This is a genomic window from Staphylococcus sp. GDY8P119P, assembly GCF_017892075.1.
In the GTDB taxonomy this organism is placed as follows: Bacteria; Bacillota; Bacilli; order Staphylococcales; family Staphylococcaceae; genus Staphylococcus; species Staphylococcus ureilyticus.
The window spans coordinates 152579-166854 of the sequence record NZ_JAESKJ010000006.1; the positions used below are offsets into that span (position 1 = coordinate 152579).

Consider the following 14276-nt stretch of genomic DNA (forward strand, 5'->3'; position numbering starts at 1 on the left):
TATAATATAACATTAACTTTTAGCGTGTCAAGTAGATTCGTGATACAATAAAGTGAATGACTTGAGAGGTGAAACCATGCTAACTGAAGAAAAAGAAGATTATTTAAAAGCAATTTTGACTCATAATGGCGATCATTCTTTCGTTTCAAACAAGACGTTATCCCAGTATTTAAATATCAAACCACCATCTGTAAGTGAAATGGTGAATCGTTTAGAAAAATCGGGATTTGTAGAAACGAAGCCATATAAAGGTGTGCAATTGTCAGAAGAAGGTTTGACATATACCTTAGATATCATTAAAAGACATCGATTATTAGAATTATTTTTAATTAAGATATTAGAATATAATTGGGAAGAGGTACATCAGGAAGCTGAGGTGCTAGAACACAAAGTTTCACACTTATTTGTAGAACGTTTAGACAAATTATTAGATTACCCAATCACTTGTCCGCACGGTGGTATTATCCCTAGAGACAATAAATATAAAGAGATATATACTACAAATTTATTGTCGTTTGAAGCCGGTGATATAGTGACGATAAAACGTGTGCGAGATAGAACAGAATTGTTAGTTTATTTAACAAGTAAATCTATATTGATTGGTGAACAAATAAAAATATTAGATAAAGATGATACCAATAAAGTAGTAATGGTGCAGAAAGAAGAAAAAGTGACAGTACTGAGTTATGATAATGCAGAACATATTTATGCAGAAAAATAAGAATTTGCATACTGAAGTTTTTTATATGCAACTTAGAAGGATTTAAAAAATTGAAATCGTCTAGCTAATAAGCATAAGACAAAGCTTGAAAAGGACATTGTAGTCATATTTAATAGTTAATAGTGATATTGAAAGGAAAAAAGTCTGAGTCATAAATCCTAAAAAATAGCACACAGATGATTTAATTCAATCTATCTGTGTGCTTCTTGTTATTCAATGCTGCGGCGTATTGTTGGCGCGCTTTCTTAGAGGACAGCTTCTGCCCGTCGTCTTCAGTTTGTCCTGTTGCCTCAAGCGTCTTATCAAAATACAACCTATTAAAGCCGATTTTTATATTATTTCAATGGATATTGGCTTTTTCACTTACCCAATAACTTTATGTCTTAGACTCTTTTTGAAGAGGTCTAAGGAATAAAGTAAACTCGGAATAATTGATAAACAGTAAATAAATTGATCGCTATCCAAATGAAGCTATAGATGAAGGTTGGAACATGAGTCAATGTTTTTAAAGTGCTACCATCCCAAGTGATTTCATTTGATGAGAAAGTCAATTTGAATATTGTCCAAGATGATTGAAGAACTTCTCCTAATAAAACACCTAAGATAAAATGTTGTGTAATAGTTATAACATAAAGTATCGCTAATTGATTATCACTTTTAAATAAGCAATATAATAAAAAAATTAAAAGTAATACTATGAACATTGGTAATATCTTTCTAGACGTTAAGCATACAAAATATATAAATATTAATAGGTAAGCAGTGATAAACAAGCTTGGATATTGATATTGCGTAGATAGAAATCCTATATATAACATCAATGGCGGCATAACGTAGCCACCGAATGTAGTGATGGACTGACCAACACTATTTTTTGATTGTGTTATGGCGTAGCCTTGTTGAGATGTTGCTAGACGCTCAGCTGGTCTTGCCACAATCACTAAGTCTCTCGCTCGTCCACCGCTCAATTTATTAAATAATATATGGCCAAACTCATGTGTTAATACAGGGATATAGTTAAAATAGATATCTAAAAATTGGTTGATAGGTTTATTTCGATAAGTATGTATGATGATATAGATTATAGCCACTAAAACAATCCCATAAAGATGTAATTGAATAGAAGAACTGAAAAACGCATTTAGCTTAGACATGAAATACCTCATTTTTAGAATACGAAAATTTAATATTTTACGAGATACGATAATAATCAAACAGTATCTCACATATAATAGTATAAAGTAAGATCATCCATAAATCATTTGGACTTTTGATGTATATTATATTTTAAAGCGGTTTGACCTAGGTTTTATTAATATTGTAATATATGCGAGAGTAACAGTATTCATATTACAAGTAATGTATTATAGGGTAACGAGAAAAAGAATTGAGTTAGGAGATAACCAATTATGACAAGAGCTAATAAATTAGAAAAGGTAAACGTATTATCTGTTTTATTCGATAATGTAACGCTGACAGAAATGCGTGACCGTATAAAGCTTTTTTTTGAATCACAATCTGAAAAAAATTTATTTATTGTAACTGCTAATCCTGAAATAGTTGACTTTTCTACTGAAAATGAAGCATATCGTAAGTTAATTAACAAAGCAGACTATGTCATTCCTGATGGTACAGGTGTAGTTATGGCTTCAAAACTGCTTAAAACCCCTTTGAAAGAACGTGTTCCAGGTATAGAATTAATGGAAGCATGTTTGAAAATTGCTAATGCTAATTATCAAAAGGTTTTTTTATTAGGTGCAAAAGATGAGGTTGTCGTTCAAGCTGTGAAGAAATTAAGTGAAAAATACCCTAATATTCATTTTGATTATCACCATGGCTATTTTAATTTAGAAGATGAAACGGTATTGAAACACGTGAGTTCATTTAATCCAGATTATGTTTTCGTTGGGATGGGTTATCCTAAGCAAGAACAATGGATTGAACGTTATGATCATTATTTTAAACAGACATTACTAATGGGTGTTGGCGGATCTATTGAAGTTTTTAGCGGAACGAAAAAAAGAGCGCCCAAAATATTTCGTAAATTAAATATTGAATGGATTTATCGCTTTATCATTGATTGGAAACGGTTTGGCAGAATGAAAGCCATACCAAAGTTTGTATTTAAAGTGATTAAGCAAAAAGCAAAGCAATAAAAAATCGGCTATAGCATTGTTAAGCTATAGCCGATTTTTTACTACAATGACTTTGATATATTTAGCAAATATAAGTTTATTTTAGTTATGATTTATTTATTAAAATTATCATGCAATTGTACAGTCGTTATCTATGATATTTAACAGTCAATAAAATTATTTCACTTCAAATCTTGAGTTATCCAATTTACTTCTAAAGGCTTTTTGTTCCTCTTTGGAATATTTTTTAAAACCGTTTAAGAATTTTTCATATTCGGGTAAAACCTCGTCTAGTTCACCGAATTTTTTTAATTTACCAGCTTCTATCCACGCGATTTTAGTACAAAATTCACGCACTTGTTTCATATTATGGCTTACGAAGAAAATAGTTTTACCTTGCTTTTTATACTCGTAAATTTTATCTAAACATTTTTGTGCAAAAGTTTGGTCTCCAACTGATAATGCTTCGTCAATGACAAGAATGTCTGGATTTGTCGTGATATTAATTGAGAAACCTAACTTGGCTCGCATACCACTAGAATATTTTTTAACAGGTTGATAAATGAATTCTCCTAGTTCACTGAATTCAATAATATCAGGTGTTAAGGCTTTAATCTGTTTTCTTGTGAATCCCATGCATAACATTTTAAATTCTATGTTTTCAATACCTGTTAACTGTCCATTTAAACCAGCATTAATTGCAATCACACTAACTTCACCGTGGCGATTCACATCTCCAGCAGTAGGAGATAGGGAGCCACCAATAATATTACTAAGCGTAGATTTACCTGACCCATTGATGCCTACAAGGCCTATAACATCACCTTCGTATGCTGTTAATGACAAATCATTCAGCGCATAAAATGTCTTGTTTTTATTAAAAGGGACTAAGGCGTCTTTTAATCGCTCTTTATTATTGCGATAGATGCGGTATTCTTTAGTTACATGTTCAATGTTAACCGATACATTCATAATTTTACCTTCCTTATTTGCAGATAGTATATAGTATATTATATTATATATGAGTTGTTAAATTTATTAACCTATTGTAAAGTAAGTGAGTACAAATTTTAAGATAACGTTCTTATACAATTGTTAAAGTTTACTGAATTTAAGTTATAAAATCAACTGAAATGAGGTTATTTTAGCTTTGTTGTTTTTCTATTATACAACAATCATATGAGTAAGCACATCCGCTTTTATTACATAAAATATTTAATTTACCCAATTAAATATAGGTTGTTAAGATGAATAACAAAGCGTATATTAGATTTGAATGTAGACTTTTTATAGCATAATTATGATTAGCAAATTGATTGAAAGTGTGGTTTATTTAAATGAGTGCAGTGTGGGTAGTCTTAAAAGAGCATTTTAAAAATTTCTATCTAATTCAAAGGTTAGCACAATTCCAAGTTAAAATTACTAACACCAATAATTACCTTGGTATGGCTTGGGAATTAATTAATCCAGCAATGCAAATTATGGTTTATTGGTTTGTATTTGGTCTAGGAATTAGAACTAATAATCCAATCGAGGGTGTCCCATTTATTTATTGGTTACTCGTTGGTATTAGTATGTGGTTCTTTGTGAACCAAGGTATTTTAGAAGGTACGAAATCAATCGCAAGTAAATATAATCATGTCGCTAAGATGAATTTTCCGTTATCAATTATACCATCATATATAGTGATGAGTAGGTTCTATGGTCATATCGCACTATTAGTTGCTGTTATTTTATTATGTATGTTAGGTGGTTATTATCCATCTATTTATACATTACAATTATTTTTATATGTACCATTTGCATTAATTTTTACTACAACAGTAGCATTGTTTACTTCTACGTTAGGTGTATTAGTAAAAGATACTCAACCAGCAATTCAAGCATTGATGAGAATGGTATTCTTTGCTTCATCTATTTTAATTGTACCGCCAGAAGGTATTGTTAAAGATGTTATGCAACTGAATCCAATTTATTATCTTGCTGAGGCGTATCGTGCATCGGTTCTATATAACGAATGGTATTTTGTTACACATTGGGAATTAACATTTTACAACTTCTTTATCATTGTGTTTTTATTTGTCATAGGATCTATATTGCATATGCGTTATAGAGATCATTTTGCAGACTTTATGTAATGGAATTCAGACAAAGACGATTTATATTTAATCCTTTGGTGGCTTAAAAGTCATTAAAGGATTTTTCTATAATTTTAAATATAAAATAGCTATAATAAAAGAGAATAAATAATTACCGGCGGTGGAAATTTGAGACAGTTAATAAAAAAACTTTATATGACAATCATTAGTTTTTTAAATTTGATATATATAAAGAAAAAAATAGATCATCATCATATTGTCGTCATGATGACATTTGCTGAAGATGTACTTCCAATCATCGAAGCATTAAATCGAAAATCTTATGAAGTGACAGTGATTGCCAAGGAAAGTAATAGAAAATATGTTGAACAATTAGATAATGTGACATTTATACCTGCGGGCAATAAAAAAGTCTTTAAACATATAAAGGCCTTGAGTACGGCAAAAATTATTGTGATAGATACATATTATTTATTGTTTGGCGGTTTCAAAAAGAAATCGCAACAGACAATCATTCAAACTTGGCACGCAGTTGGTGCACTGAAAAATTTTGGACTTACTGACCACCAAGTAGATTTAAATAATAAAAAAATGGTGAACCAATATAAAAATGTTTATCGCGCTACTGATAAATATTTAGTAGGGGGCGAACCAATGGTGAATTGTTTTAAATCCGCGTTTGGTGCGAAAGATGATCAATTTTTAAGAACTGGATTGCCTCGTCTTGTTCCATATGTAAATTTAGATATCAAACAAAAGCAGCAAGCATTAAAGTTACAATATGGTATCAATGATAAATTAGCGCTTTATGTGCCAACGTATCGCGAGCATCACCAAGCCAATCAGATTATTGATAAGGCGCGTTTTGAAACAGCATTACCTTCATACACATTGATGAGTAAGTTACATCCATCACTACCTCAAGATGAGCAACACAATATTAGTCTACAATCGCTTATGGTTATGGCGGACGTTATCATCACAGATTATAGCTCATTAGCAATAGAAGCAAGTTTGTTAAATAAGCCGACGCTTTTTTATGTCTATGATGAAGCAAATTATGAAAAAGTACGGGGGCTAAATTCATATTATTATGAAATTCCGGAATTTTACAAAGCATATAGCGAAGAAGATATCGTTCATATACTTCAAACACATGCAAGTGCATTAATGCCATTGTTCAAAAATTGGCATGACTATAATGTTCAAAACAGCTTAACTCAGGTTATAAATCATATAGAGAAAATGGTGAAAACATGAAAATATCAATTATCATACCTGTCTATAATGCAGCAAATACACTTCAAAGAGCAATAAGCTCGGTGGATACAAAGCAAGATTATGAAATTATTTGTATCAATGATGGATCAACAGATGAAAGTAAACAAGTTTTAGAAAGACTACAAAAAGCATACAAAAACATTCGTATTATTAATCAAGCAAATCAAGGTGCAGCTGTAAGCAGAAATAAGGCATTGGAGTATGTTACTGGTGATGCTTTTATGTTTTTAGATGCAGATGATGAATTTTTACCAAATAGTATCGATGCTATGGCAGATTACTTTCAACAGGATGAACATGTAGATATTGTACTAGGACAAATTGGAAGACTAAATAAAGGTGCGTGGCAAAGTTTTTATACACACCAACCCATACAAAAATTTGATAAAGTGAATTTAGCACAATGTCCTGAAATGATGCAATCTATCGGTCCAGGAGGCAAGCTATTTAGTGCGACATTCAAAGATTTACGCTTCGATGAAGATGTAGTGTTTTGTGAAGAGCATACATTTATGATATCAGCTTATAAGAAAGCACGAGATGTGCAATTATTACCTTTTATTGTGTATGGTTATCATGAAGAAAAAGGATCGGTGACAGATCAAAGAGCAGATCGCTTTGTAAATTATATGAGCGATGCGATTAAAGTAAGACATAGAGTGATGCACACATTGTTATTAAGAGAAGAACGGATTTATTACAGTTATCGTATGGATGAACTCATTGTCAGTTACTTGTTGCAAGCATTTCTCACAAATAATAAAAAATTAACAGAACCATTTTTAGATGTCGTAACGTCTTATATGAATAATATGCAAGAAGCAGATTATTCAGGAGAAGCAATGTTTAGAATAATTAGGGTTGTTGAACAATGTGGAAAAAATTGGAATAAAGCGTTATATAAAAAATGGCGAGAAGCATTACTTAATGTAGGCATTGGTAGACCGAATTATTACCGTTTTCAAATGGAAGTGTTACCGAAACGTGTAAAATTCAGAGGTAAAATGAAATTAAAACAAATATTAAAAAAATGAATTTTGGGTATAGTTCGTAAACTTCAAATCAGTGTGCTATACTTTTAAAAAATGTAAATTTTAATTAAATTTTGTTAAGGAGTATGAGCGTATGAAACGTGTTATTACTTATGGAACGTATGATTTATTACATTATGGTCACATTGAATTATTAAGAAGAGCTAGAGAAATGGGCGATTATTTAGTAGTTGCACTATCTACAGATGAATTTAATCGCATTAAAAATAAAAAGTCTTATTATAATTATGAACAACGAAAGATGATGCTAGAGTCTATTCGTTATGTTGATCTTGTAATCCCTGAAAGTGGCTGGGGACAAAAAGAAATCGACGTCGATCGCTATGAAATAGATACTTTTGTAATGGGGCACGACTGGGAAGGTGAGTTTGACTTCTTGAAAGATAAATGTGAAGTGATTTACCTTAACCGTACAGAAGGTATTTCTACTACTAAAATCAAGAAAGAACTTTATGGTGATGCTGAAAAATAAATCAGCAGTCATTTGTTGATATTGAATTATAATTTTAATAGATCATATGTTAAATAAATATATTAAGTGAGGCTGGGACATCGTAATGTCTCAGCCTCAACTTGTTTTGTCATCGAACGATCAAGCTATGAAAAACCCCGAGAAGATTTCTAAGTTAAAGCATCTTTTCGGGGTATCATTTTGGCATTGATAATTCATGACTTTATTTATGATTTTTTCTGTTTTTGAAAGTTTCGATAATAAGATAAATAATAATTGCGATTGCAGCTATGATTAATATCGTTCCTAATAAAGTGAGGATTGGATGTTCATCCCACGTCGTTTTCACAACTGTCGTAGTTTGATGCAGAATTGGTTTGCTTACTTTAACAGTTGGTGGGCCGTATTTATCGGAAATAAATTTTCGATCATATTCAATATGCAATTTACCATCTTCAATTACATAGTTATAATCATTTTTATCGAAATCATTTGGAAGTACATCGTATAAGTCTTTTTCTACATAATATGTTTTTCCATTAATTTTGTGATTGCCTTTTGAAATAATTTTTTTATATTTATATTGATCAAAAGACATATTCATTAAGGCATTGCCCATCATATTACGTTGTTTCTCGCCACCTAAGTTGTCGTAGTTACCAGCACCCATTATTGTTTGATTAATTCTAAATTTATCTCTTTTTGTAGTGATAGTGTGATTGTAATCTGCAATGTCACTAGAGCCAGTTTTTAAACCATCTGTCCCCTCTAAACTCATATCCGCACCCTCTAAAGAGTGATTGAACGTGTAATATGTAACACCGTGTTGCGTTGGAGCTAATTGTTTAGTGAAATAAATGATTTTTGGTGTATCTTGAATGGTACGTTGAGCTAAAATTGCAAAATCTTTAGCGGTTGATGTATTATTCTCTTCATTTTTATATTTTTTTGGTGCAAAGTCTTTTAATTGTTTATTTTCAGCACCTGTTGGATTAACAAAATGTGTATCTTTCATACCTATTGATTTTGCTTTTTTGTTCATTGCATCTGTAAAATCTGAAAGGTTTCTAGATACTTCTTGACCTAATATAAGCGCTGCGGCATTACTTGAATTTGAAACAGTGATTTGGAGTAACTCTTTAATCGTGTAAGTCTCTCCAGGATAAAGCTTGGTATTACTTAATTCAGGCAAGGTAGACATGCTGTAATGTTTGTCTGTGATTTTAACTTTATCATCTAAAGATAAATCCCCACGATTAACGGCTTCGAGTGTTAAATACATGGTCATCAATTTGCTCATCGAAGCGGGATACCAATCTTTATCAGCGTTATATTGGTAAAGAATTTGACCGGTTTGGGCAATATTTATTGCACCTTCAGGTTGATAATTATCAGTAACATTATAACCATATTGATTTGCCGCCTGTGTAGGTGTGACTGTTTCAGCGTTGGCAAAAGGTGTTATAATTGAACCGACGAAGAGTACAGTTACAATTGCCAGAATTAACTTTCTCATAATTACATTCCCTCTTAATATGTTCTGTTTTATTGCAATAGAGGTATTTTAGCATATTGTATGTAGTTTATAAAATATTAAACAGAAGAATATTTTTTATAACTAATTTATTGAAAATTATTGTGTAAAACATGATAAAATAAATTGAAATTAATTTAACTTAATACTTTAAAATTAATCTGCTCAAAATTAATGTAAGTAAGAGGTAATTTAAAATATTTTTAGAAGAGGTAATTTAGATATGAATCAAGAGAATCCATTATTCTACTTATTTAAAAAATTATCATGGCCTGTTGGACTGATTATCATAGCTGTTTTAATTTCTTCATTAGGTAGTATTACAGGACTAGTAGTTCCTTTTTTTACAGGTAAGCTCGTAGATAAATTTTCTTTTGAAAATATTAATTGGATGTTTATCATAGCATTTATTTCTATATTTATTATGAATGCGTTGCTTAGCGGTATAGGACTGTATTTATTGAGTAAAATTGGTGAGAAAATCATTTATGCAATTCGATCCGTTTTATGGAAACACATCATTCACTTAAAAATGCCATTTTTTGATAAAAATGAAAGTGGACAATTGATGAGTCGTTTGACAGACGATACAAAAGTAATCAATGAATTTATTTCACAAAAATTGCCCAACTTATTGCCTTCAGTATTGACTATTATCGGCTCTTTAATAATGTTATTTGTGATGGATTGGCAAATGACTTTGCTGACTTTTATCACGATACCTATATTTGTATTAATTATGATTCCATTAGGTAAAATTATGCAAAATATTTCTAAAAAAACACAGGCAGAGATTGCGAATTTCAGTGGCTTACTAGGTCGTGTATTAACAGAAATGCGCTTAGTTAAAGTTTCACGTACTGAAAAAATTGAGTTAAATAATGCGCATAAGAATTTACAAGAAATATACTTTTTAGGACTAAAGCAAGCTAAGATTACAGCTATTATACAACCTATATCTGGTGTAATTATGCTTTTAACGATTGCAGTTATCTTAGGTTTTGGTGCAATTCGAATTTCTACTGGAGCAATCACAGCAGGAACCTTAATTGCAATGATTTTTTATGTTATTCAACTTACGCAACCTATCATTAATTTATCAACTTTGGTTACAGATTATAAAAAGGCTGTAGGGGCAAGTAGTCGTATATATGAAATCATGGAAGAACCTACTGAAGTTTTTGAAATAGAACAAGCAAAACCAATGATTGATGGTAATTTAACATTTGAAAATGTACATTTTAAATACGGTAATAAACCGATTCTTACAAATGTGAGTTTTGATATACCATCTGGTAGTATTACTGCTTTTGTAGGACCTTCTGGTTCAGGTAAGAGTACAATTTTCAATATTATTGAACGAATGTATGACATAGAACAAGGTGATATCACTTATGGCGACCAATCGATTTATGATATAGATCTAGGACATTGGCGTGAGAAAATAGGTTATGTCATGCAATCTAATTCAATGATGAATGGCTCAATCAGAGACAACATTTTATATGGCATTAATCGTGAAGTCTCAAACGAAGAATTAATTTACTATGCAAAATTAGCAAATTGTCACGAATTTATTATAGCGTTTGAAGATGGATATGACACAATTGTTGGCGAGCGAGGTTTGAAATTGTCAGGTGGCCAACGTCAACGTATAGATATTGCCAGAAGTTTTGTTAAAAATCCAGATATCTTATTATTGGATGAGGCAACCGCTAACTTAGACAGCGAAAGTGAGCGAAAGATTCAAGATGCTTTAGAAGAATTGATGGAAAACAGAACAACAATCGTGATTGCCCACAGACTATCTACAATTAAAAAAGCTGAACAAATTATTTTTATTGATAACGGTAGTGTGACAGGCTTAGGCACTCATCAGGATTTGATTGGTAATCATGAAAAATATCAACAATTTGTTCAAACACAAAATTTAACGAAGTAATATTGAAAACACGTATGATTGGATGCTGGATAAATATATTTTTTGACTATAAACGAACCATAAAATTTTTATTTTATATAATGTACATACATGGTATAATTATTGTGAATTCATAAGTGACAATCATTTGGGGAATGATAGATTTTTATCAAGAATGAAATTAAATAAATGGATTACAAAATTTAAGATGAGTATATTCGCTGCTATATAATTAAAATTGATAATTAACTTAATGAGCGAGAGCAGATATACTCATCTTAATAATTCTTATACATAATCGAGTGTTGCTTTTAAATATTCAAGTAGTTATTTATTCAATAAGAAATGGTGGGTGTATGATGTTTTTACTTATTAATATTATTGGGTTAATTGTGTTTTTAGGTATTGCTGTACTTTTTTCCAGAAAGAAATCAGATATCCAGTGGAAATCTATTGGCATTTTAGTCGTAATCAACTTATTCTTAGCATGGTTCTTTATGTATTTCCCTTGGGGGAAGTTAGCGGTTCAATTATTGGCAAATGGTATATCATGGGTTATTGATTCTGCACATGTAGGTACGGGATTTGCTTTTGCCAGTTGGACAAATACAGAAATGATGGATATGGCTGTGAGTGCGCTATTTCCAATTCTATTAGTAGTACCACTTTTTGATATTTTGATGTATTTTAATATTTTACCCAAAGTTATAGGTGGTATTGGTTGGGCTTTAGCTAAAATTACACGTCAGCCAAAATTCGAATCTTTCTTTGGTATAGAAATGATGTTTTTAGGTAATACAGAAGCATTAGCAGTTTCAAATGAACAATTGAAACGCATGAAAGAAACACGTGTGTTAACAGTGGCAATGATGTCCATGAGTTCGATATCTGGTGCAATTGTTGGCGCGTATGTATCGATGATACCAGGTGACTTAGTGCTAACTGCTATTCCATTAAATATCATTAATGCAATTATAGTTTCTTCTATTTTAAATCCTGTTTCTGTGGAAGAAAAAGAAGATATTATTTATAGTATCCGTAATGAAGAAATTGAAAAACAGCCGTTTTTCTCATTTTTAGGAGATTCAGTATTAAATGCAGGTAAATTGATTTTAATCATCATTGCTTTTGTTATCAGTTTTGTTGCACTTTCTGATTTAATTGACCGTTTTATTAATTTAATCACAGGTATTATCGGTGGTTGGGCTGGTATAAAAGGAAGTTTTGGCCTAGATCAAATTCTCGGTACTTTTATGTATCCATTTGCTTTATTACTAGGATTACCGTTTGATGAGGCATGGATAGTGGCACAACAAATGGCGAAAAAAATTGTGACAAACGAATTTGTGGTGATGGGTCAAATTAAAGATGTTATTGATTCATACTCACCACACAGACGTGCAGTTATTGCAACATTTTTAGTATCGTTTGCGAACTTCTCAACAATAGGGATGATTATTGGAACATTGAAAGGCATTGTAGATAAGAAAACATCTGATTTTGTTTCGCAATATGTTCCAATGATGTTGCTTGCAGGAATTTTAGTATCGTTAATGACAGCTGGATTTGTTGGTTTGTTTGCTTGGTAATGATTGGTTGTAAGTGAATGACTCACTTAAAGATGATATATGTCGAAATAATTGTCTAGGTCTATCAAGCATGTAAGAAAATTAAATACAGTGAATTTATAATCGATCGTCTTGAAGTAAAAGTTGTATTAATTACTTAGTTGATATCAATAGACGGTAAAAAAAGGAGCGTGAGAAATCAATTGATTATTGATGTCAATAACGCTCCTTTTTTATATTAATGCTTGTTCGTATATGTATTATGACGATTTTAAAATAAAAAATAAAGCCAAGTAATTGACGTGAGGAGACACATGCAATATTACTTGGCTTATACGGGAAATGAATTAATTGTATATTAATAGTAAGGACTAGGTACTAAAAATATACTCGAGCAAAAATTGTTTTGTATGTTACTATAAACAACACAAAGGAGATGGCTTCTTATTGGCAATCAATAAGAAGATAAATTTTATTATAGCAAAGGAAAGTGTATAAGTAAACCGAAAATTCAGAATTTTTGAACTTTTAAAAGTGTAATAAAAAGAAATCTTATAATATCAAGGTTTTACAAGTAAGTGATTCAGAATTTTTTTCAAATATTGTTGTGGTATGTTCGATAGTTTGCTAATATTCAATTGATTGAAGTTAATATGAGGGGGTCATGTGGGTGAATAAAACAGTACGAGATTTGTTATTCGTTATAATTGGGTCATTTATATTTTCAGCAGGCGTTAATACTTTTATCATATCTGCTGATTTAGGCGAGGGAGGCGTGACCGGTATAGCTATCGTACTTTATTATGCCTTTCACATATCTCCTGGTGTAACAAACTTTGTATTTAATGCAGTACTTATCGCTATAGGTTACAAGTTTCTGAGTAAGAGAAGTATGTATTTAACGATAATAGCGACAATATTAATCTCACTATTTTTAGAATTAACAGTGAGTTGGAAAATTGAGACAGGTAATATTTTAGTTAATGCAGTATTTGGTGGCATGTCTGTAGGTCTAGGTATTGGTATTATCGTACTTGCTGGAGGGACAACTGCAGGAACAACGATTTTAGCTAGAATTGCTAATAAATATTTAGATGTTAGTACACCTTATGCACTGTTGTTCTTTGATTTAATTGTTGTTGCAATTTCATTAACAGTAATTCCTGTTCCGAGTGCGTTGGTTACAGTAATCTCACTTTATATCGGTACAAAAGTAATGGATTATGTCATAGAAGGTTTAAATACGAAAAAAGCAATGACGATTATTTCTAGTAAACCAGATGAAATAGCTAAAGTGATTGATGAACAGGTAGGACGTGGGTTGACAATTTTAAATGGGAGAGGCTATTTCTCTAAACAAGAAAAAGACATATTGTATGTTGTTATTACTAAAACGCAAGTTAGTAAAGCGAAACGTTTAATCAAACGCATTGATAACGAAGCATTCTTAGTGATTCATGATGTTCGTGATGTTTATGGTAATGGTTTCTTAATTGATGAACATTAAAAATGAA

The 14276-nt window shown here is 31.1% G+C and carries 12 protein-coding genes; 9 read left to right on the top strand and 3 right to left on the bottom strand.

Going from position 1 to position 14276, the window contains the following annotated elements:
* Nucleotides 1–76 precede the first annotated feature (76 nt).
* Nucleotides 77–721, top strand: coding sequence for a metal-dependent transcriptional regulator (locus KA830_RS04790; RefSeq protein ID WP_046207315.1), 645 nt, complete (start codon nucleotides 77–79; stop codon nucleotides 719–721).
* A gap of 404 nt (nucleotides 722–1125) precedes the next feature.
* On the opposite strand, the gene KA830_RS04795 is transcribed toward KA830_RS04790, so the two are convergent.
* Nucleotides 1126–1875 carry a M50 family metallopeptidase gene (locus KA830_RS04795; protein WP_204180164.1) on the bottom strand — a complete coding sequence of 250 codons (750 nt, stop codon included), beginning with the start codon at nucleotides 1873–1875 and terminating at the stop codon, nucleotides 1126–1128.
* 255 nt (nucleotides 1876–2130) lie between these two features.
* Between KA830_RS04795 and tarA the strand changes: the two genes are divergently transcribed.
* Nucleotides 2131–2877, top strand: a complete 747-nt coding sequence (gene tarA, locus KA830_RS04800) for an N-acetylglucosaminyldiphosphoundecaprenol N-acetyl-beta-D-mannosaminyltransferase TarA (protein ID WP_210134089.1) — start codon at nucleotides 2131–2133, stop codon at nucleotides 2875–2877.
* Nucleotides 2878–3033: 156 nt separating this feature from the next.
* Here tarA and tagH read toward each other — a convergent pair whose 3' ends face one another.
* The gene (gene tagH / locus KA830_RS04805) at nucleotides 3034–3828 is read right to left on the bottom strand and encodes a teichoic acids export ABC transporter ATP-binding subunit TagH (RefSeq protein ID WP_046207318.1); all 795 of its coding nucleotides are present in this window, start codon (nucleotides 3826–3828) and stop codon (nucleotides 3034–3036) included.
* Between the two features lie 365 nt (nucleotides 3829–4193).
* Between tagH and KA830_RS04810 the strand changes: the two genes are divergently transcribed.
* The 4 genes from KA830_RS04810 (at nucleotide 4194) to tagD (ending at nucleotide 7760) form a co-directional block, all read left to right on the top strand.
* Complete coding sequence (locus KA830_RS04810; protein WP_019468398.1) at nucleotides 4194–4994, top strand: ABC transporter permease; 801 nt, start codon at nucleotides 4194–4196, stop codon at nucleotides 4992–4994.
* 129 nt (nucleotides 4995–5123) lie between these two features.
* Nucleotides 5124–6215, top strand: coding sequence for a teichoic acid glycerol-phosphate primase TarB (tarB, locus tag KA830_RS04815; protein WP_204180166.1), 1092 nt, complete (start codon nucleotides 5124–5126; stop codon nucleotides 6213–6215).
* Complete coding sequence (locus KA830_RS04820) at nucleotides 6212–7270, top strand: glycosyltransferase family 2 protein (RefSeq protein WP_070038982.1); 1059 nt, start codon at nucleotides 6212–6214, stop codon at nucleotides 7268–7270. Before tarB ends, KA830_RS04820 begins: the two co-directional genes overlap by 4 nt.
* Nucleotides 7271–7361: 91 nt before the next feature.
* Entirely contained in the window at nucleotides 7362–7760 is a 399-nt protein-coding gene (tagD, locus tag KA830_RS04825) for a glycerol-3-phosphate cytidylyltransferase (protein ID WP_019468395.1), read from the top strand.
* 202 nt (nucleotides 7761–7962) lie between these two features.
* Here the strand turns inward: tagD and pbp4 are convergent, their stop codons facing one another.
* Nucleotides 7963–9255 carry a penicillin-binding protein PBP4 gene (gene pbp4 / locus KA830_RS04830; protein WP_204180167.1) on the bottom strand — a complete coding sequence of 431 codons (1293 nt, stop codon included), beginning with the start codon at nucleotides 9253–9255 and terminating at the stop codon, nucleotides 7963–7965.
* 241 nt (nucleotides 9256–9496) lie between these two features.
* Between pbp4 and KA830_RS04835 the strand changes: the two genes are divergently transcribed.
* The 3 genes from KA830_RS04835 (at nucleotide 9497) to KA830_RS04845 (ending at nucleotide 14269) form a co-directional block, all read left to right on the top strand.
* Nucleotides 9497–11215, top strand: a complete 1719-nt coding sequence (locus KA830_RS04835) for an ABC transporter ATP-binding protein (RefSeq protein ID WP_204180168.1) — start codon at nucleotides 9497–9499, stop codon at nucleotides 11213–11215.
* Between the two features lie 338 nt (nucleotides 11216–11553).
* A complete protein-coding gene (locus KA830_RS04840; protein WP_070657593.1) occupies nucleotides 11554–12783 on the top strand; it encodes a NupC/NupG family nucleoside CNT transporter in 1230 nt (409 codons plus the stop codon).
* Nucleotides 12784–13432: 649 nt separating this feature from the next.
* Nucleotides 13433–14269 (top strand): YitT family protein, encoded by an 837-nt coding sequence (locus tag KA830_RS04845; protein ID WP_046207325.1) that lies wholly within the window; start codon nucleotides 13433–13435, stop codon nucleotides 14267–14269.
* Nucleotides 14270–14276: the final 7 nt, after the last annotated feature.